This window comes from Streptomyces mayteni, assembly GCF_054783955.1.
In genome coordinates this window covers 1-18,938 of record NZ_BAAGPR010000044.1, presented here as the reverse complement: position 1 = coordinate 18,938, position 18,938 = coordinate 1, and the positions used below count along the sequence as shown (strand labels likewise).

Here is an 18,938-nt window from a genome sequence, read left to right as displayed (position 1 = left end):
GGCGACAGGGGGCGTCCCGGCCAAGCCCACACGCTGCCCCTGGGGCAGACTCAACGCGAGGGGAACGTGATCCGGGTCACGTGGCGCGGCTCTTGAACCTGCCCCAGGGGCACGGTTTGCAGTGGTATCCGCTGACACCGAACTCCCTACTCGCCCGCGAGTCGCCACTTGCCCCCGAGCGACCGACCGGCACGACGCGATCAGCGCCCTCCGGATTTCTGGGAGCGCGCGACAACCCACGGAGGCGCTCATGGCCGAAGAAGGCTCGGCCGCCGATTTCGCGATGGACTACGAGAAGTTGTACGCCATGCAGCGCGGTCTGCACGCGTTGGCAGAAAAGGCCGACACCGGAGGCGGCAATGGCGTCTGGGAGGAGGTGGGCAGCGAGACCGCCAGCGCGAACGAGTCGGTTTTCGGCAACTACGACCTCGCGTACCAGTTCCAGCTCTTCTACGGAAAGTCGAAGGTCCGGATCGACGAAGGCAAGGACAAGCTGGAACGGTTCGGCGACATGTTCGGTGGCGTCGCCGACGCATTGTTCCAGCAGGACGCCCAGATCGCCGCCACGGCCGCCACTGATGCCGCCAACTCGCTTTTCGACAACTGGAAGCAGGAGAAACTCGCGGTCGAGGAGTGGGAGCGAAGGAACGACGAGTGGAACGACTATCTGCGGGAGATCGGGGCCGACGAGTACTTCCGCGAGAACCCCGAGGACAACATCTGGGAGGTGTGTTCCAGGGAGGACAGTCCTGACTGGTGCCAGACGTGGAAGGACGACTATCCCAAGGAGCCGGACGACCACCGGCCGGCGCCGCCGGGCGAGCGGCCCCCGGATCCGGAGTTGGAGCTCCCGCCCACCCATATCCAGTTCGGGGACGACGACGGCGCGAAGACCGAGGTGTGGGTGACCTACGACGAGGACTACAACATCATCGAGGAGAAGTCCACGGTCGTCACGGCCGACGGCGAGGAATACACCACGACGATCGAGTACGACGGCCCCCCCGACTACAGCGAGCCGGACGAGAACGGCGACTCCTTCGACAGGCGTGGCTACACGATCACCACGACAGGACCCGACGGCACGGAGACGGTGGAGGAGGTCGAGGTCGAGGACGACGGCTCGGGCACCACGTCGGAAGGCACCGCGGAGTTCACCAACGACGACGACCGGGAGACGGAGACCGTCGAGACCGAGACCGTCAAGAACGACGACGGCGGGCAGACCACGACCACGACGACGACGGACAAGGACGGCAACGAGGAGACGACCGTCACCGAACTCGTCCTGCACGACGACGGCTCGCAGACGCGGACCGTCACCACCACCGACGCGGACGGCGAGACCGACACGGACACGTACCACCGCGACGACTGGCTCGGCACCTGGGAACTGGACGAGGAAGACCAGAACGAGCGGGACGTCGAGCCGGGCGCCGACGGCGCGGACGGCGACAACAACGGGGTCGACTACCCCACCGACTCCTGGACGGGACCGAAGCTGTAGCGCCGGTCGGGAACCGAATCGGAACAGACCTCATATCAGGAGAGGAAACCTCCACCATGGCCAATGTCAGCATCACGTACAGCGACGTCGAAGAGGCCGCCTCCGCGTTGCGGAGCGCCAATGCCAACACCATTATTCCGGCCAAGGATGCGGCGAAGGCGGCCCTCGACGACGCGATGGGCACCGCCCTGCGCATGCCGGAGACCCAGCAGGCCATCGCCGACCAGTACAACATCCTCCACGATCAGCTCGGCCAGTTGTGCGACGCGATCGACGGCTTCGCCCAACAGTTCGTCGCCATCAAGGACGGCATGATCGAATTCGACCAGCAGTACGCGGAGAACATCCGCAACCCGAAGTGAGGTAAGGCGACGATGGCAGATATTTCCGCCGACTACGCGGGCATAGCGGAGACCGCGAGCAAGCTCAGTGCCCAGTGCAACATCATCGTGCCGGAGATCTACAATCTCCTCAGCACGGTCGGCACCCTGCTCGACAACGGCCTGTATCTGGAACAGGCGAGCCCCGCGCTGAAGACCGCCTACGAGGAGTTCAGCAGGTCGATGCACTCGGCGGCCACCAGTATCCAGCACTGGGCCAACCTGCTCACCAGCATCAGTGACTCGTTCAAGAGCAACGACTCGGAACTGTTCGCGGCCACGCTGTCGAACATCGACGGCGAGGGCGGTTTCGAGTTGACCGCCGAGGAGGTCGAAACCGATCCGACATACCCACCCGACTGGGAGGAATCGCGCAACCTGGGAGGCCCCGACGTCATCTGGAACGAGGAGGGTGACGAGATCACCTCGATCAACGACCGCAGCAACATCAACACGCTCACCTGACGAGCTCGTGCATGGTGGGCGGTGAGGCGTTGGGCTGTTGATCGTTGATCATGGTCGTGTGGTGGGGAACGCGTCTCGGGCGGCGATCGTCAGTGACCGGAGGATCACGGGCCTGTCGGCTGACGTGCTCGCTGAACTCGCGGCCGACTTGGGCCCGTTGTGGCATGAGCGGCACCAGGCCAGGCTGGCGTCCAAGCCGCGGAAGCGCGCCTTGGGCGCGGGCGCGAAGCACCGGCTGGTGTTCGTCGACCGGCTCCTGGCCGAATGGACGCGCGAACCGCGGGGCCGGAGGCCGCCAGGCGGTGAGCACGGTGGTCGCGTCGCGTCCGGCACACCGCGGCCGCCGGTCACGGAGGGAAGCCCGTTCGACCAGGACCTCCGGCCGCCGTTCAGTCGCCAGCCCGCGGTCCCAGCCCCTCGGCGGCGTCATCCACGTTCGCTCAGCCCTGAACGCGTTGGTCGTAGTCCCTCTGGCGCGCCTGTATCTCGTCCGCGTGGCTGACCGTCCAGTCGTACAACCGGCCGAATGGCTCCCGCAGGGATTCGCCGAGCGGGGTGAGGGAGTACTCGACCCCGACGGGCGAGGTGGGCAGCACACGGCGGACGATCATCCCGTTGCGTTCCAGGCGGCGCAGGGTCTGGGTCAGGACCCGCTGGGTCACGCCCTCGAGGCGGCGCTTGATCTCGTTGAACCGAGCGGGCTCCTCGAGGACGGCCATCACCATCATCGACCACTTGTCAGCGATCTGGTCGAGGATCGGTCGGCTGGGGCAGTCGGGCCGGAAGACGATGCCCGTGCCAGCGTCGGCGCCGGTCTCAGAAATGGCCATGTCGGTATCCTTCGCGATCCTTGCGATGCCGAAAGTGCGTTATTGACCCCGCTCCCCCGCGGTCGGACCGTAAGTATGCATCGGGAACCCAGATGAACCCGGATGTACCCCGATGCGATGCACACCAGGTATCGATCGGAGCCCCCATGACCTACGACGCCCACGCGACCCTGCGGGTGCGCCTTGAGGACGGCATCGCCCACGTCACCCTCGACAACCCGCCGGTCAACGTCCTGAACGTCGCCCTGATGGCCGACCTCCGGCACCTGCTGACCGCACTGAGGGACGACGCCTCGGTTCGCGTGATCGTGTTCGACAGCGCCAACCCGGAGTTCTTCATCGCCCACGTCGACATGTCGCTCGTCGACACACCAGACGCCTTCGACAAGCTCGCGGCCGACCTTCCAGACGGCGTCAACGTCTTCCAGGCTCTGGGGGAGTTGCTCCGACACCAGCCCCAGGTGACCATCGTCAAGCTTGCCGGGATGGCGCGCGGCGGAGGGGCGGAATTCGTCACGGCCGCGGACATGACGTTCGCGGCGATCGGCCGCGCCGGGATCGGCCAGATCGAGGCCCTCATGGGCATCGTCCCGGGTGGAGGGGGCACGCAGTACCTCGCCAGCCGGGTCGGCCGCAATCGCGCCCTGGAAGCGGTGCTGGGCGCCGACCTGTACGACGCCGAAACCGCGGAGCGCTACGGCTGGGTCAACCGGGCGGTCCCCGCTGACCAACTCGACGACATCGTCAACCGCCTCGCCCGCGACATCGCGGCCCTGCCCGAGGGGGTGATCGCGGCGGCCAAGCGCGCCATCGCCCCCGAGAACCTGACCGAGGGGCTCCTGCGGGAGCACGACGCCTGGGCGGGCCAGTTCACGCGCCCCGCGGCCGAGCGTCTGATCCGCGGCGGACTGGCCCACGGGGCCCAGACCCCCGATGGCGAGCGCGACCTGGAGGGCCTGCTCAGGGGCCTGCCCGGATAGGGCCCGCCGGGTGGCGGCCTCCCCGTACTCCCCGGCCCTCGTGCGCCCGCACCAGGGCGGAGCTCCGGCCGGGTCCGTTCGGCCGGAGCCCTGAGAGGCCGCCACCCGGGACACCTCGCCACGATCGCGCTCATCTCTCGAAGCCGTTCCTCGATCACCTCCACTCCAACGCGCACCGATTCAGCTCGCTTCGAGGCCTTCGCTCCGCACGGAGCCTTTTCCAACCTGGCGTTTGAGCTTGCTCAGGAGCCTTCGATAGCGCTCGGGACACCGTGATCAGCCATCTACGCTTTGCCGAGGGCGTTGGTGCACGTCGGAACCGTGCTGGCAGTGCCGCAGCCCCCCCCCTCACGGATGCTCAGTACGGCGCCATCACCAAGTCGCCGATCACCCGCAGCCCTACTTGGGCCGCAAGCCACGGTGCGCGTTCGGCCTCAACTTGCTTGACGTGGACGAACACCGTGTAGTCGGCCGCAGGCTCTTCCAGGTCGAGGTCGCGGGCATGCGCGCACAGGGTGACGAACGCGCCGCGGGTGCCTCCCACCCCCAGACCTACCTCCGGAGCCTCGGGCCAGGCGTTGAAGTCCCATCGCACCGTCGCCGGGCTGTCGCCCACTGCCTTGAGAAACGGCTCCACGGTCTCGGGTGCCTCAGCCCAGCGTCGTAGCCGGATGGGGAGGCAGGCCGACGGATCATCCCCCGTGTCCGAGGCACCGCCCCTCTCCCCTACAGCCCACCAATCGGCGTCCGGCAGCAGGGCCAGCACCTCCGACAGAGAGTGAGTCGAGGAGATCCGCGCATCGAAATCGACTTCCAGATCCGTCAGGTCGGCGATCCCCAGCAGCCGCTCGACGATGCGCAATCCCTCCGAGAGGTCCACTGTTCTCAAGATGGGCTGCGCGTAGGAGTTGGACACGACGACCAGTGTGCCACCGCATGAGCGTTGTCCACCCCGTCAAGGGGGCTGCGTTAGTTGAGCTGACGGACAGGAGAAGCCCCTGATCGATGGGTTTTCGACCAAGAACTCCGTCTCCACCAGAGGCTTCGTGTGCTTGTCGACCGTTCCGGGATCGACGTGTCCGGCTCCGCCCACCGCTTCCCGTCCGCTCGGTTGCGCGACCAACGCCGGCAGCGCGGCACCGCTGGCGTCGGCTGAGCACGGGCCGGCAGGCTCTGCTCGCCCTCGTCCACCTGCGGTGCGGGTACCCCTAGGCGCAGCTCGCTACGGGCTTCGGCGTGGGCACCACCACCTACCGGCATGTCGCCGAGGCCGTCGATGCCCTGACCGCGCTCGCCCCGGACCTGACCACCGCGGTCAAGACCGCACAGAACAAGGCGTCTGTGAACCTCGACGGGACCCTGCTGCCGATCGACCGGATCGCCGCCGACCGGCCCATCTACCCCGGTAAGCACAAGAAACATGGCATGTACGTGCGGGTGATCGCCGATCCGCACGGGCGTCTGCTGTGGGGGCTCGCCCGCCTTGCCCGGCGCCGTCCACGACATCAAGGCAGCCCGCACACACGGCCTGCTCGACGCGTTCGACGACGCGGGCACGCCCTGCTGGGCCGACAAAGGCCACCAAGGGGCTCACGGAACCGTCCGAGTGCCCCTTCCGCGGCCGGTGGGACCGTCTGCCCGCAGGACAGCAGGCCGTCAACCGAGCTCACGCACGGATCAGAGCGCTGGGCAAGCAGGCCATGGCGACCCTGAAGAATCGACGCCTCCTACGGAAGCTCCGCCGCAGCACGACACACATCACGAGCCTCGTCCAAGCAGTCCTCACCCTGCACCTGATCTGCTCAAACCGAGGTGGGAAAAGGTTCACTGTCACCGTGCCGCAAACGCGGAAGGCCGGCGCACGCCAAGGCAGTCCAGCCGTTCATCCATGCCCTGCTCAGCACCGTAAAGGGGCGAGTCTGAGGATGCCGCCGACCGCGGGGTCCTCCAGTACAACCCGACGCGTCCACTCCGCACGATCCGCTTCGTTCGCAGCCTACGGGCGTTCGGCCGCATCGGCTTCAGGAGCCTCGGCGTCGAGCTCCGCCGTGAACGCGTCCTCGTCTTCGGAGGACTCTGGCATGAGCTACTCCACGTGCACCGCTCTTCTTCGGTGACCTCCTCGTGGTCAGCGGTGGTGTGAGCGGTGTGCTCGGAGACCAGGCGCTCGCACGGCTCGGCTTCCTCGGCTTCGGCGAGCGCCCGGTGCACGGAGATCACCGACGGATACTTCCCCGCTTTCTTGCCCGTCTTTGGGGGCGCGAAGCCTCCCGGGCACGGCCAAGCCCCACCGAAGACCTCAACGCTCATCGCCAACCACGTGCGAACTCGTTAGTCGCCGAGGGTGAAGAGGAAGAAGAGGAAGGCCGCGAACAGCTTGCCGAAGATGGCGTAGATGAGCATGCGGATCAACAGACCGCGAGGGATCTTCTCGGGGACGGGGCGGCGTGGGGATCGGTCGTCCTGGGACACAGGGGCTTCCCTTCGGGGGCGTTGTGCGGGTCACACCGCGGCTGCGAGGTCTCGCAGGGCGGTTTCCAGATCCGAGACGACACAGACATGGCGAAGACGTTCTGGGATGGCACGGGACACGGTGGCCTCGCCGAGGCCGCAGACCATGATGGGCGCACCACGCTCGAGGAGCCTGTCGATCGCGTCGACGACAGCGCGCTCCCCCTCCTTGTCCCAGCCACGCAGGTGTGTGAGGTCCAGGATGACCGAGCCATGAGAGCGCACAATCACCCAGTCGACGGCGCTAGCGAACCGGTGCGTGGCCTCGTTACGCAGGAAACCGGTGACGGTGAGCACGTCGACGCCGTCGCGGTGGTCATGAGTCCAGTTCACCAGGGTCTTCCTGAGGGTGGATGGTCGGCATCGACCGTGGGGAGCGAGCCCGCGCTCCGGTGGACGCTGTCTCTGAGAAGACATCCGGAGCGCGGGCGGACTGGTGACCGGCGGGCGAAGTGGTGGCCGAGTCCGGCTGATCCGCCTGCCTATTCCCTCGCGGCTTTACGTGTTGCCAAGCTTAGCAAGTGACAAGGAGGTCACTTATCCTTGCGTGCGAGAGGATGAGCGTCATGGCGAGGGAGAGATCCGCCGTTGAGCGGAGCGACCGGGACACACCTGGCGGACCGGCGTGGGGGGTGTAGGTGGTGAGTCGACCGCTGTATCAGCTGAAGGCGGAGTTCTTCAAGACGCTTGGGCATCCAGCCCGGATTCGGGTGCTGGAGTTGTTGAGCGAGCGTGAGCACGCGGTCTCCGAGCTGCTGCCCCAGGTCGGCATCGAGCCGGCCCACCTCTCGCAGCAACTGGCGGTGCTACGCCGCGCCAATCTGGTGGTGACCCGCAAGGAGGGGTCCGCCGTGTTCTACTCGCTCACCAGTCCAGAGGTGGCCGAGCTGCTGCGGGTGGCGCGCAGCATCCTCACCGGCGTACTGGCCAGCCAGGCTGACCTGCTCGCCGACCTTCGGGCGTCGTCGGAGTAGACGCGCGAGGGCGCACATCCCGGGGCCTCGCGCTGGTTGATCTCGGTCTGCCATCGACCAGAGCGCTGGCGCATACCGGTCGGCGGTCGCGGTGGAGTGACGTCGGCCTGGCGCGGTGAACGGGATCACAGGAACGTGGAACCACCACAAAGCGGGCATCAGAATTGCGAAATTTTGCAATTAGCTAGATGCTGTATCGACTGTGCCCGTGAAACCGACTGCCGCGGGCGCAGCTCCTCTGCCTGCCCCCGGGTGGGGCGCCGCCGTGAAAGTTGAGGGGTCGTGTCCGTTCCGCTGTACGAGGCCAAGGCGGAGTTCTTCCGCCTGCTGGGGCATCCGGTGCGGATCCGGGTGTTGGAGCTGCTCCAGGAGGGGCCGAAGCCCGTGCGGGATCTGCTGGCCGCCATCGAGGTGGAGCCCTCGAGCTTGTCGCAGCAACTGGCGGTGTTGCGCCGATCCGGGATCGTGACCTCGACGCGAGAGGGCCAAGCCGTGGTCTACTCGCTCGCCGGCGGTGATGTCGCCGACCTGATGCGGGCCGCTCGACGCATCCTCACCGAACTGCTCGCCGGGCGAAACGATTTGTTGGCGGAGCTGCGGGAAGCCGAGGTCGCCGCTCGATGAGCACGGCCTTCGCCCGGGCCACTTGGGTCCGGATCAGCTCGTTGCTGCCCTCTCGCACCGACCTGGCGGAGGTCCGGCGTGACCCGCGCCGGGACCTGCTGGCCGGGCTGACGGTGGCGATCGTCGCGCTGCCGCTGGCACTCGGCTTCGGCGTCTCCTCCGGTCTCGGCGCCGAGGCCGGGCTGGCGACCGCCGTGGTCGCGGGCGCGCTGGCCGCGGTCTTCGGTGGCTCCAACCTGCAGGTGTCGGGGCCGACCGGCGCCATGACGGTGGTGCTGGTACCCATCGTCGCCCAGCACGGGCCGAGCGGCGTACTGACCGTCGGCCTGCTGGCGGGCGTGCTCCTCGTAGCACTGGCCGTGCTGCGGGCCGGGAAGTACATGCGGTACGTGCCGGCGCCGGTCGTCGAGGGCTTCACCCTGGGCATCGCGTGCGTGATCGGCCTCCAACAGATCCCCAACGCACTCGGCGTGGCCACGCCGGAGGGCGACCGGGTGCTGGTGGTGGCCTGGCGCGCGGTTCAGGAGTTCGCCGCGTCCCCGAACTGGACGGCCGTCGGCTTCGCCATCGCGGTGGCCGCCGTCATGCTGGCGGGCGGTCGGTGGCGGCCCACCGTGCCCTTCTCCATCCTGGCCGTCGTCGCGGCGACCGTCGTCGCCGCTCTCCTCGACCTCGAAGCCGCCGGGCCCATCGGTGACCTGCCGGCCGGGCTGCCCGCGCCCTCGTTGTCCTTCCTCGACCCGGGTGCGCTGGGTTCGCTCCTGGCCCCCGCGGTGGCGGTCGCCGCGCTGGCCGCCCTGGAGTCCCTGCTCTCGGCGTCGGTCGCGGACGGCATGACGGTCGGGCAGAAGCACGATCCGGACCGCGAGCTGTTCGGGCAGGGCCTGGCCAACATCGCCGCCCCGCTGTTCGGCGGGGTGCCGGCGACCGGCGCGATCGCCCGCACCGCGGTCAACGTCCGCACCGGCGCGAACTCCCGGCTGGCCGCCCTGGTCCACGCCGCCGTCCTGGCCGTGATCGTCTTCGCCGCCGCGCCGCTCGTCGCCCAGATCCCGCTGGCCGCGCTGGCCGGCGTCCTGCTGGCCACCGCGATCCGCATGGTCGAGGTCGGCTCGCTCAGGGCGATGACGAGGGCGACCAGGTCCGACGCCGTGATCCTCGTCCTGACCGCCGTGGCGACCCTCGCGCTCGACCTCGTCTACGCCGTGATCATCGGCCTGCTGGTCGCCGGCGCCCTCGCGCTGCGCGCCGTGGCCAAGCAGGCCCGCCTCGACCAGGTGCCGCTCGACCGCGGCGACCACACCACGGAGGAACACGCGCTGCTGGCCGAGCACATCGTCGCGTACCGCATCGACGGACCGCTGTTCTTCGCCGCCGCCCACCGCTTCCTCCTGGAACTGAGCGAGGTCGCCGACGTCAGGGTCGTCATCCTGCGCATGTCCCGCGTCCTGACCATCGACGCCACCGGCGCCCTGGTCCTCAAGGACGTGGTGGAGAAACTACAGCGGCGCGACATCCTCGTGCTGGCCTCCGGAATACGCCCCGAGCAGCAGCAGGCCCTCGACTCCGTCGGCACGCTCGAACTGCTCCGCCACGACGGCCGGGAGTACGCCACCACCCCCGAGGCGATCCAAGGCGCCCGCGACCACCTGGCGACCGCGGGCCTCCTGCCCCTCCTTCCCCCGCGCAGTACGAGCCCGAAGACCACGACAGGCGTCAGTGAGGAACCAGTCCCGTGAGCGCACCCACAGATGCCCCACGCATGATCGAGATCTCCGGCGAGGAGGCACTGTGGCTGCTGGCGGGAGCCAGGTTGGGACGGCTGATCTTCGTGCAACGGGAGGTGACCGTCATCCGCCCCGCCTGGCACGTGTGGGAGTTCAGCCGCCTGGCCATCCGCACCCCGGTGAGCACGACATCACTCCCCCGGATCGTGAGCTATCACGTGGACGCGATGGACGCTGTCACGGGAACCGGCTGGATGGTGACCGTCTCCGGCCCTGCCGAGGTGATCAGCGAACCCCATGAGGCCGCCCACTATCAGTCCAACCTGTCCGGCTGGACACACGGCCCGCATGACGCCCTCCTCCACGTCCGCGCAAGAACAGTCACCGGATTCCGCCTCATTCAGGGGACCGAAGGATGACGGCCACCCGGCGGCGGTGAACTGTTGCACCACCGGCAGAAGGGCCAGCACACGCGGGCAACCACCCCCGGATGATCCCGGACCCGAAATCGCCCCCCATCCGGGATGAGCAGTGCGGTAAGGAAGTTGATGACATGACCATCGAGTGGCGCCACGCCGTCGAGCGGGATCTCGACATCCTGTCGGTCACCGGGCATCTGGGCGAGGAGGCGGTCCGTCGATTCCATGGCGCGATCGGCTGGATCCTCGCCCACGGCACAGGGCCGGTCATCATCGAACGACGTGGCTGGTCGGCCACAGGACAGCAAGCCATCGCCGAGGCCGCGCGCCGCCTAGGCCCTGTCCTGCCGATCTTGCCGGGCCCGCGCCTCCCCCAGCCTGGCGGCTGGGAGGTGCCCCCATCGCTACGGCACCTCGCTGCGTTACCGAATCGCGCGAATACGGCCAAGTATGAGCTGCGATCCGGCGCCTTGCGATCCACCGTATCTGACGACGCGGGCTGATCCGACAAGATCGACAAGACAGGACCTGGTCGACGCAGGCCGCGGCCTCGAGTTGGCCGCGACCCAGCCGACGGATCCCTCGCACCGACGGCTCACAGCCCTGACATTCCGGTCCACCCCGATCTACCCAGCGCGCTCGCCACACACCGCACCAGGCACCGAGGACCGCCCCAGGGCCGCCCCGAAGGATGAGTGACCCACTGACCGCGCCGAATTGGACGCGGTCGCCGTCATAGCGACGGTTCTCGATCGGCGGCCGTCTCCCTCGAAGTTGGACAGCATCCGGAAGTCGGCCACCTCACCCCCACAAAGCCTTCCAGCGCCCGCGCCTGATGTGGTGCCCAGCTCTGGATATGCGGCTCTGCGAGGTCGTCGAAGGCCTTCTTGAGGGTTTCGTAGTAGACCGCGCCGACGACACGGGCGGGCACCACCAGCCGGCGCTGGGCCCGCGTCACCTCCGCAGCTTTTGCCGCCGGCACCTCACGGCGCCTCGGGACACTGCCCCTGCTGCCCCCGCCTCGCCGAGCTCGCCGACATGGTCACTCTCTGGCGCCAGGGCCGGCCGGCCCTCGTGCCGGGACGGAGCGACTGCAGGGTTCCCGATCACGGATGAAGCGCGCCTGCTCGCCGACTCGGGCGGCCCGGTGACGCGCAGCCGGATCGGCCGCGACCTGTCCGAACTCAACCTCGGCGCCGGCGACATCGTGATGTTCCACACCCGGATGTCCGCCATCGGCTACGTGGCGGGCGGCGCGGCCACCGTCATCGGCGCCCTCCGCGACGTGGTGGGGCCAGGCGGCACGTTGCTGGTGTACAGCGGCTGGAACGCCCCACCCCCCGCTGTACGACTTCGTCGACTGGCCGGAGCCGTGGCGGGACGCGCGGCGCGCCGAACACCCCGCCTACACCCCGGAGTCGAGCGAGGCCGACCACGCCAACGGCCGACTCCCCGAAGCGTTGCGCAGCCGGCACCCGGACGTCAGCTTCGCCGCGTTGGGCGCGCTGGCCACCGAGTTGGTGGCCGACCACCCCTGGGACGACCCGCACGGGCCGGGAAGTCCCCTCGCGCGGCTGGTGGCACACGGCGGCCGGGTGCTGCTGCTCGGCGCGCCGCTCGACACCATGACACTGCTGCACCCTGCCCAGACCAGGCCGCCCTCCGCCCGACACAACCGAACGAAGCACTGCTAGGACGGGAGCGTGAAGCCCTCCGGCGGCGCGCCCTCGACGAACAGCATGTCCACCGGGACCTTGCCCTCTCGTATCTCCCGGGCCCGTCGGTACTCGGGGGAGTCGTACCACTCCCGGATCCGGTCCATGTCGGCGAACTCGATGACCAGGAAACGGGAGGAGTCCCAACTGCCCTCGACAGGCCGGGGTGTGGGCCCCGCGACCAGGTAACGGCCTCCGTGGCCGAGGATGGACCGCTGGGCCAGGGGGGCGTAGGCCAGGCCGGCCTCCTCGTCGAGCACATCGGCGTTGACGATGACGTATGCGGGCATGGGTTCCCCGTCTCTTTTGGACACGGCGTGTACTAATGTCACGGCGCAGACTATCGCAACCCCGGTAACCTCCCAGAGTGCGCATCGACGAAGAAGAGCCCGTTCGGGGTGTGACGAGCCGCCGGGAGCGGCTGCGGATCGAGACGACCCGGGAGATCAGGGCCATCGCCCTGAAGCAGATGGCGGAAGGCGGTCCCGGGGCGATCTCACTACGCGGCATCGCCCGTGAGATGGGCATGACCGCTCGCGCGATCTACAGCTACTTCCCCGCCCGGGACGATCTGATCACGGCGCTGATCAGCCACATCGCCGCCTCGCTCGCCGAGGCGGTGGAGACGGCCAGCAACGCCGTGCCCGAGTCGGACCCCGGCGGCCGGCTACTGGCCTGGGGCCAGGCCCTGAGGGAGTGGGCACTGGCTCACCCCGAGAGCTTCCGGCTCTTCTACGGGCACCCCGTCCCCGGCTACCAGCCCCCCGAGAACGGTCCGGTGGACCAGACGGCACGTCGCGTCTGCCGCGAACTCACGAGCCTCGTGGCCGCAGCCTGGCCCCACGCCCGGCACCACCAACCCGAGGACACCTCCTGGTCCGATCTCCACCCGGACTACGTCGCGAAGATCCGGCGAGACCTCCCGGACGTGCCACCCGCCGCGGCGGCGCTCGCACTCCGCGTCTGGGGTCGGATGCACGGCCTCGTGGCCCTGGAGATCGACGGCCACATCCACCCCGTCGCCGGCAACCCGGCCGCCCTGCACCGCGCCGAGATGCTCGACCTGGTCAGGTCACTGGGCCTGGACCAGGGCCACGACGGGCGGGTCACCGCCTGACAGTCGGGGCGTTGTCGTGATGAGCGTCGGGGAGACTCAACCGACGAGGAGCGGGACCGGTGGCGGCCGTCGCCGCGACTCACCCTGCACGTCCGGCTGGTGAAAGTGGGGAATCAGGTGAGGGACCGGCTACGACCGTGGCCGAGGTCCGCGATCTTCATCGCCCAGGTGGAGAAGTCGGCTCTCTCGGCGGACTCGGTCCGCAGGTGCTCTGGAATCCAGCTGGCTGTCGCGGCGTCCAGGAGGTCGGCGAGGCCGAGGTGGCACCAGTCCTGGTGGAAGGCGCTGTAGGCGAGCATGAGTGGGGCGACTGTGGCCCTGATGCCGGCCACCTCCTCTTCGCCCAGACCAGCCTGGCTCAGGCGTGTCCGAGTGACGGCCTGGCGCTCGGGGGTGAACTCGGTGTCGACAAAGGGTTCAAGAAGGTCACCCCACACGTCGGGTCTGGACTGTTGGGGAACCCCGTTGGCGACGCAGAAGCTTCGCAGTTCGGCACGCTGCTCGGCCGAGACGAAGAACGTCTCTCCCGAGATGGTGCGGATCTCCGGTGGAACGGTGTCCGGGGCGGCGTCCCGGATGGCGGTGGCGGGGATGATTCCGCCCGGAGCGACGTCGGCAGGCACGAGGCCAGACTCGGGAAGGCGGACATGGTCACCGGCGAGAACGATGCCGAGTTTCATCCGGCCATCCTGACCGATGGCAGGTGGAGAAGGAACCAGTGATCGGGTCTCCGCCGACAAGATCAGCGGCAACCAAAGCGGTGGCCCAGGATCCAAGTCCGCGCGATAATCCACGATACGGATCGGATGAGGTCGCGACGGGCGGACGGGGTAGGGCCGTGGTGGTCGCCTTCGGGTGCATGGCGCCCGCGGTGGCCATGCTCGTCGGGGCAGTGCGCTTCGTCGTCTATCTCGTGGTCAGGACGCCCACATCGCCCTACCAGGTGCACTTCTCGACGGCCGGCGCCGAGTGTGTACCGAGCGACTCGGACGGTTTCGATGACATGGAGGACAAGGATCTGATCCTCGACGAGGAGACGGGCGAGGTGTTGTACTGCCGCCTCCTGGCGCCGATCTTCGGCGAAACGACGAGGCGCACACCGCCGGGTGTTCTCCGCTGGGCAGGTCGCCCGGGTCACGGAGCTATCGATGTCGCTCGCCTCCGACGGTCACCTCGACGAGCGGAGCGGGACGACGTGGCGCGGCTGGCCGCGGAGATCGGCCTAGAGAACCGCCACGAGGAGACGTCACCGTCGACGCTGGAGGGCGTGACGTGGCGCGTCGCGCTCTACGACGTCACTGGGGGCTGGGCTCGCTGATCCTGTTCGGCGTGTTGGCGCGGCGCTTGGAAGGGGGATGGAGTCGCCGGCACGCTGATCCGCCGAACTCGCGGCGGGCTCAACCCCGCCGAGTCACCCCACGCGGGCGTCGAGCCGCAGCGAGCATGGACCCAAATTGCATAATTCTGCAATTCGCTACATTCTTATATCTACTCATCTCCAGGTGGACGTGGTGGTACCGCCTGGTGGGTCGCTGAACGATGAGAGAGGGACACCGTTGACGACCGTCGTTCAGGCCGAGGCCCTGCCCTACCGGCACGTCCTGACCGTCCCCGCCATGGGCTCCGCGGTGCGGATGGCGCGGGAGAGCGCCGAACTCGTCCTCGTCGAGTGCGGCGTCGGCCTCGCCCACCCGGCCGTCGGGCCGGCGCTGCTGGTCCTGTCCGAACTGGTCACCAACGCCGTCCGGCACGCCGCCAGGACGTCGCCGATGATCACGGTGACCTTCGCGCACGGCCCCGGCACGCTCGCCTTCGCCGTCCACGACCGCCACCCCCACCAGCCCACCCCCTACCGGGCCCTATCCATGGCGCCCAGCAGCGGCCTCGCGCTGGTGGCCGACACCACGACGGAACTCGGCGGCACCGTGATCGTCCGCCCGGACGCGGACGGGCTCGGCAAGGCCATCTGGATCACCCTGCCCTTGTGATGCCGGGAAGGACGCGGCGACGATCCCACCGACCTCCGCCCCCAATCCGCTTCACCCCGCCCCACCCCGCGTGGCCGCTCATCACGCGGCCCGAGTGTGGCGCACCGACGACCGGACCACGGGTGTTCACGACTTGCAGGAATCTGCACTTGTGAAGGTCGAGGTGAGTTCGGAACGGGGGTGGCATCAGGACCGGGCGCCTCGAAGAGGAAACGGTGGGTGGATCGGGATGTCCAGAACGAGCACGTACCAGGCGGCCGCGGCCCCGCGGCCGCAATGCCCCCCACTGGGCCCACCGCTGTACCAACTGAAGGCCGAGTTCCTCAAGACACTCGGCCATCCGGTCCGCATCCGGGTCCTGGAACTGCTGAGCGTCCGCGAGCACGCGGTCGCCGAGATGCTCCCGGAGGTCGGCGTCGAGCCGGCGCCCCCCTCCCAACAACTCGCCGTCCTGCGCAGGGCGAACCTGGTCACCACCCGCCGCGAGGGCTCCGCAGTCCACTACCGGCTCGCCAACGACGACCTCGCCGAACTCCTATGCGTCGCCCGCGGCATCCTCACCGGCGTCCTCCAGAGCCAAGCTGAGCTCCGCGCCGGGCCTGCGCCCCCCGGTAGAGCCCCCCGATCCGATGGGCGGCCGCCCCGCCCAGCCGGCTACGTCCCGACCCCGGCCTCACGCACGATTGGTCGCGGCCGCCTCACCTCGCGTCGCACGGCTCAACACCATGCTCGCGGGCCGTGCGCAGCGCATCCTCCAACTCATCGGCCGCCCCCGCCTCCTCGAAAGGATCACAGGTCTCCTGGGCTGCTGCCACGCGGGCCCTTGCCGCCCGGATACGCTTGCGCGCCGCTTCCGCGAATGTGGACACGCCACCTACCCTTCACTTCGAATCTCGCAAATTGCAGAACTCTGCAAGCCTAATGGCCGTGGGTCCGCAAGTCTGCGACGGCGACCAGCCCCTGCCGGGTCAGTGCACCTGGTGCACCCGCTGGCTGGTCAGCTCGTACCGGGCACCGACCACGGCCAGCCGCCCCCCGGTGATCCTGTCAGCCAGGTCAGGCTCCGCGGACAGGCGGGCACGTACCCGACGCACATTCTCGGTGACCGCCGCGTCCACCCGCGCATCCCCACGAAGTTGATGGTCGATCGCCGGGCGGATCCGGTCCGCCAGGTATCGGATGTGTGCCGGCAGCCGCGTACCTTCCTCATCAGTGTGCACCGCGGCGGCGACCGCGCCGCATCCCTGATGCCCCAGGACGACGATCAGCGGGATGTCGAGCTCCAGCACCCCGTAGGCGATGCTGCCCAGGACCGCTTCGTCCAGGACCTCGCCCGCCGACCGCACGGTCAGCAGATCACCAAGGCCCTGGTCGAAGACCAGCTCAGGCGGCACCCGCGAGTCCACGCACCCCAGGACCACCGCGAACGGATGCTGCCCGCCCACCAGCGCCCTGCGCACACCCTCGGCCTGGTCCGGATGGCTCTCATGGAACGTCCGCCACCGCCGGTTCCCCGCCTCGAGCTCCCGCCACGCCTGCCCCGGCCCCGATGGCCGCGGCACACTGCCAACCGGCCGCACACCCGACGCCACCGACGGCCCGCACACCAGCCCAGCCCCCAAGGCCACCGCCCCGCTCAACCCAGCGCGCACCAGCCGGCGACGCGCGGCCAACACCTCGCCCCCGCAGTCACGATCCACTCTCATGCCCGGACAAGCTAGACACCGCCCGCCCACAGGCGCCGGGCCGCCACCGGAACCCGACCCGACCTTGAGCAAGATTTGGCCCGCCCCAAACCCGAATCCTCGTGGTACGCGGCCAGTCGCTCGGTGACCTGGAGCGCGACGGCGGCCATCCTCGAGTAGGCGACCAGCATGACGGCGGTGCCCTCGCGGGTCATCTTGGCCCTGCCGATCTCGGCGGGCTCGTCGTGATGGGGAACTTCTCCCCTGGTGTTGTAAGGGGCGAGGTTTTCCGGCGCGAGGACGGGGTCGTCGTCGCGGCTCGCCGCCAGCGTCAACGTCTTGGCGTCGGCGGGGGTCGAGGGGGCGACGACCTTCATGCCGGGAACGAAGGCGCAGGAGAGCTCGATGTTCTGCGAGTGGGTGGCGCCGAGTTGCTGCCCACCACCACCCGGGGTACGGATCACCAACGGCACGGTCACCTGGCCGCCGAACATACCGAAGCTCTTGACGGCGTGGCTGACGATCTGGTCCAGGGAGAGCAGCGAGAAGTTGATCGTCATGATCTCCGCCACCGGACGCAGGCCGAGCACAGCGGCCCCGATCGCCGCACCAACAGAGCCCTCCTCGGCGGCCGCGTTCACTCGCGTGGGTGTTTCCCGAAGTTCCCGCTCGCGATGTCGCGGCGGTGCGTCACCTCGCTGCTGGGAAGGATGTCGTGCGCCGTGGAGGAAATCTCAATGTTTGGGCCAGGGATGGATTGCTAGATTTCGCAATCGGTAAGATGCGCGCTACTTGGTGGGCAGGGAAGCCAGGGGCATGAGGCGACTGCGCAGCGTGAGGCGTACGTGGGCCCGGCATGGTCGGGTGTCGAAACCCCTAGCGTCTCCACCTGCTCTATCCGTCCCGCCGTCAGACCAGTGCCGAGCGACCCCGGCTCGCCCGCGTCTCCCGTACGTTGGCTTCCTCTCTCGCGTGCTTCGTTGAGGAAGCCATCTGGGGGAGCCACTCGTCGAAAGCCGGCCTGGTGGATGGCCGTTGCTCCGACACGGCGGTCACTGGGGCGCACGACACAGCAATGCAATGCCTGAGGGAGTCATGCCACACATGATCAACCGTCTCATGACGCATCACTGGCACATCCTCACTCTGCCCTCGGGCTCCGCGGCTGTGTCACTGGCTCGAACCACAGCTGAGATGGTCTACCCATCCTGGGGAATCAAACCCTCCCACCCGGTGATGGATCCCGCCCTGCTGATCTTGTCGGAGCTGGTCACCAACAGCGTTCGGCACGCTGCTTCCGCCTCACCGAACCTCGATATCGTCTACAGCACTGCCCCTGGGGTACTCGCTTTCGCCGTCCACGACCAGCACCCGCACCACCCCGATCTCACGGCCCAACCTGACACGCTGGGCAAGGGACTTGCCCTGGTTCTCCAGACCACCGTCGAACTTGGTGGCTCTGCCGGTCTGCAACCTGACGAGGACGGTCGCGGCAAGAGCGTCTTGATTGCTCTTCCCGTGACCGAGGGGCACAGCCTGGGCGCCGACGACCGCATGCCGTGAGCGTAGTCAGCGCGTGTCGCGCCCGCGCCGATGTCATGCATCGGTCGGCGAGCAGATCGGCCGGGCTGACCGCACGTCAGCGGGATGTTGCGTGCGGATTGCAGCGGCTCGGTCATATCCTGGCCGACCACGGCCGGGGACAAGGCGAGCCCCTGGTCGATCGGGGGACCGACGCTGGGCACCGACCTGCGGGAGTTCGCGCAGGACAAGCAGGACGACGGGGAGTAGATGATCGACGCACCGGCCACCCCGAGCCGTGCCTCTGGTCTCAGCACACCAGTGGCCCGTTGAAGGTGACTGGCGCTCACTCCCCCGGTGGATCTGGCGTCCAGGCCTCGGGGCCGCCGCCGCGCCACTCGACGAGGGTGGGGTCCTCGAGCAGCACCTCGTCCGGGTCGAGGCCGGCGCGGCGCAGGAACTCGATGAGCTCGACGGGGGACCTGGCCACCCCCA

Annotated in this window: 22 protein-coding genes and 3 pseudogenes; 17 read left to right on the top strand and 8 right to left on the bottom strand. The window is 68.6% G+C overall.

Going from position 1 to position 18,938, the window contains the following annotated elements; genetic code table 11:
* Positions 1-250 precede the first annotated feature (250 nt).
* The 3 genes from ACYVPE_RS20115 to ACYVPE_RS20105 are packed head-to-tail and all read left to right on the top strand — an operon-like array spanning position 251 to position 2,352.
* Positions 251-1,507, top strand: a complete 1,257-nt coding sequence (locus ACYVPE_RS20115; RefSeq protein ID WP_461035037.1) for a hypothetical protein — start codon at positions 251-253, stop codon at positions 1,505-1,507.
* Positions 1,508-1,563: 56 nt separating this feature from the next.
* The gene (locus tag ACYVPE_RS20110) at positions 1,564-1,869 is read left to right on the top strand and encodes a hypothetical protein (protein ID WP_461035036.1); all 306 of its coding nucleotides are present in this window, start codon (positions 1,564-1,566) and stop codon (positions 1,867-1,869) included.
* 12 nt (positions 1,870-1,881) lie between these two features.
* Entirely contained in the window at positions 1,882-2,352 is a 471-nt protein-coding gene (locus ACYVPE_RS20105) for a hypothetical protein (protein WP_461035035.1), read from the top strand.
* A gap of 440 nt (positions 2,353-2,792) precedes the next feature.
* On the opposite strand, the gene ACYVPE_RS20100 is transcribed toward ACYVPE_RS20105, so the two are convergent.
* Positions 2,793-3,182, bottom strand: coding sequence for a winged helix-turn-helix transcriptional regulator (locus ACYVPE_RS20100; RefSeq protein WP_461035034.1), 390 nt, complete (start codon positions 3,180-3,182; stop codon positions 2,793-2,795).
* Positions 3,183-3,328: 146 nt separating this feature from the next.
* Between ACYVPE_RS20100 and ACYVPE_RS20095 the strand changes: the two genes are divergently transcribed.
* On the top strand, positions 3,329-4,162 hold the full coding sequence (locus tag ACYVPE_RS20095) for an enoyl-CoA hydratase/isomerase family protein (protein WP_461035033.1): 834 nt from the start codon (positions 3,329-3,331) through the stop codon (positions 4,160-4,162).
* A 358-nt stretch (positions 4,163-4,520) separates the two neighbouring features.
* On the opposite strand, the gene ACYVPE_RS20090 is transcribed toward ACYVPE_RS20095, so the two are convergent.
* Positions 4,521-5,078 (bottom strand): hypothetical protein, encoded by a 558-nt coding sequence (locus tag ACYVPE_RS20090; protein WP_461035032.1) that lies wholly within the window; start codon positions 5,076-5,078, stop codon positions 4,521-4,523.
* A gap of 132 nt (positions 5,079-5,210) precedes the next feature.
* On the opposite strand from ACYVPE_RS20090, the pseudogene ACYVPE_RS20085 reads away from it, so the two are divergent.
* A pseudogene (locus ACYVPE_RS20085) lies at positions 5,211-5,970 on the top strand (transposase family protein); the annotation flags it as partial.
* Positions 5,971-6,493: 523 nt separating this feature from the next.
* Here ACYVPE_RS20085 and ACYVPE_RS20080 read toward each other — a convergent pair.
* Both ACYVPE_RS20080 and ACYVPE_RS20075 read right to left on the bottom strand, forming a co-directional pair.
* Positions 6,494-6,634: a DUF6126 family protein gene (locus tag ACYVPE_RS20080; protein WP_461035031.1), complete on the bottom strand. Its 141-nt coding sequence runs from the start codon at positions 6,632-6,634 to the stop codon at positions 6,494-6,496.
* 30 nt (positions 6,635-6,664) lie between these two features.
* Entirely contained in the window at positions 6,665-7,006 is a 342-nt protein-coding gene (locus ACYVPE_RS20075; RefSeq protein WP_461035030.1) for an STAS domain-containing protein, read from the bottom strand.
* Between the two features lie 308 nt (positions 7,007-7,314).
* Between ACYVPE_RS20075 and ACYVPE_RS20070 the strand changes: the two genes are divergently transcribed.
* The 6 genes and pseudogenes from ACYVPE_RS20070 to ACYVPE_RS20045 form a co-directional block, all read left to right on the top strand.
* Positions 7,315-7,647, top strand: a complete 333-nt coding sequence (locus tag ACYVPE_RS20070; protein ID WP_461035029.1) for an ArsR/SmtB family transcription factor — start codon at positions 7,315-7,317, stop codon at positions 7,645-7,647.
* A gap of 282 nt (positions 7,648-7,929) precedes the next feature.
* A complete protein-coding gene (locus ACYVPE_RS20065; protein WP_461035028.1) occupies positions 7,930-8,271 on the top strand; it encodes an ArsR/SmtB family transcription factor in 342 nt (113 codons plus the stop codon).
* The gene (locus tag ACYVPE_RS20060) at positions 8,268-10,010 is read left to right on the top strand and encodes a SulP family inorganic anion transporter (RefSeq protein WP_461035027.1); all 1,743 of its coding nucleotides are present in this window, start codon (positions 8,268-8,270) and stop codon (positions 10,008-10,010) included. The genes ACYVPE_RS20065 and ACYVPE_RS20060 overlap by 4 nt, the downstream gene beginning before the upstream one ends.
* A gap of 23 nt (positions 10,011-10,033) precedes the next feature.
* On the top strand, positions 10,034-10,417 hold the full coding sequence (locus ACYVPE_RS20055) for a pyridoxamine 5'-phosphate oxidase family protein (protein WP_461035026.1): 384 nt from the start codon (positions 10,034-10,036) through the stop codon (positions 10,415-10,417).
* Between the two features lie 134 nt (positions 10,418-10,551).
* Positions 10,552-10,920 (top strand): anti-sigma factor antagonist, encoded by a 369-nt coding sequence (locus ACYVPE_RS20050; RefSeq protein WP_461035025.1) that lies wholly within the window; start codon positions 10,552-10,554, stop codon positions 10,918-10,920.
* Positions 10,921-11,522: 602 nt separating this feature from the next.
* Positions 11,523-12,066: pseudogene (locus ACYVPE_RS20045) on the top strand (AAC(3) family N-acetyltransferase); the annotation flags it as partial.
* Positions 12,067-12,107: 41 nt separating this feature from the next.
* Here ACYVPE_RS20045 and ACYVPE_RS20040 read toward each other — a convergent pair.
* Positions 12,108-12,422, bottom strand: a complete 315-nt coding sequence (locus ACYVPE_RS20040) for a DUF1330 domain-containing protein (protein ID WP_461035024.1) — start codon at positions 12,420-12,422, stop codon at positions 12,108-12,110.
* Positions 12,423-12,499: 77 nt separating this feature from the next.
* On the opposite strand from ACYVPE_RS20040, the gene ACYVPE_RS20035 reads away from it, so the two are divergent.
* On the top strand, positions 12,500-13,249 hold the full coding sequence (locus ACYVPE_RS20035) for a TetR/AcrR family transcriptional regulator (protein WP_461035023.1): 750 nt from the start codon (positions 12,500-12,502) through the stop codon (positions 13,247-13,249).
* Between the two features lie 113 nt (positions 13,250-13,362).
* Here the strand turns inward: ACYVPE_RS20035 and ACYVPE_RS20030 are convergent, their stop codons facing one another.
* The gene (locus tag ACYVPE_RS20030; RefSeq protein ID WP_461035022.1) at positions 13,363-14,043 is read right to left on the bottom strand and encodes a hypothetical protein; all 681 of its coding nucleotides are present in this window, start codon (positions 14,041-14,043) and stop codon (positions 13,363-13,365) included.
* Positions 14,044-14,087: 44 nt separating this feature from the next.
* Here ACYVPE_RS20030 and ACYVPE_RS20025 point away from each other — a divergent pair, with 44 nt between their 5' ends.
* The 3 genes and pseudogenes from ACYVPE_RS20025 to ACYVPE_RS20015 all read left to right on the top strand — a co-directional run.
* On the top strand, positions 14,088-14,567 hold the full coding sequence (locus tag ACYVPE_RS20025; RefSeq protein WP_461035021.1) for a hypothetical protein: 480 nt from the start codon (positions 14,088-14,090) through the stop codon (positions 14,565-14,567).
* A gap of 298 nt (positions 14,568-14,865) precedes the next feature.
* The gene (locus ACYVPE_RS20020) at positions 14,866-15,237 is read left to right on the top strand and encodes an ATP-binding protein (RefSeq protein WP_461035057.1); all 372 of its coding nucleotides are present in this window, start codon (positions 14,866-14,868) and stop codon (positions 15,235-15,237) included.
* Between the two features lie 286 nt (positions 15,238-15,523).
* Positions 15,524-15,850 (top strand): annotated as a pseudogene (locus ACYVPE_RS20015) (ArsR/SmtB family transcription factor); the annotation flags it as partial.
* A 355-nt stretch (positions 15,851-16,205) separates the two neighbouring features.
* Here the strand turns inward: ACYVPE_RS20015 and ACYVPE_RS20010 are convergent.
* Positions 16,206-16,943 carry a carbonic anhydrase gene (locus ACYVPE_RS20010; RefSeq protein WP_461035020.1) on the bottom strand — a complete coding sequence of 246 codons (738 nt, stop codon included), beginning with the start codon at positions 16,941-16,943 and terminating at the stop codon, positions 16,206-16,208.
* Between the two features lie 11 nt (positions 16,944-16,954).
* The gene (locus ACYVPE_RS20005; RefSeq protein ID WP_461035019.1) at positions 16,955-17,563 is read right to left on the bottom strand and encodes a hypothetical protein; all 609 of its coding nucleotides are present in this window, start codon (positions 17,561-17,563) and stop codon (positions 16,955-16,957) included.
* A 463-nt stretch (positions 17,564-18,026) separates the two neighbouring features.
* Here ACYVPE_RS20005 and ACYVPE_RS20000 point away from each other — a divergent pair, with 463 nt between their 5' ends.
* Both ACYVPE_RS20000 and ACYVPE_RS19995 read left to right on the top strand, forming a co-directional pair.
* Positions 18,027-18,485, top strand: coding sequence for an ATP-binding protein (locus ACYVPE_RS20000; RefSeq protein WP_461035018.1), 459 nt, complete (start codon positions 18,027-18,029; stop codon positions 18,483-18,485).
* Between the two features lie 84 nt (positions 18,486-18,569).
* Positions 18,570-18,713 carry a hypothetical protein gene (locus ACYVPE_RS19995; protein WP_461035017.1) on the top strand — a complete coding sequence of 48 codons (144 nt, stop codon included), beginning with the start codon at positions 18,570-18,572 and terminating at the stop codon, positions 18,711-18,713.
* The last annotated feature ends 225 nt before the right edge of the window (positions 18,714-18,938 follow it).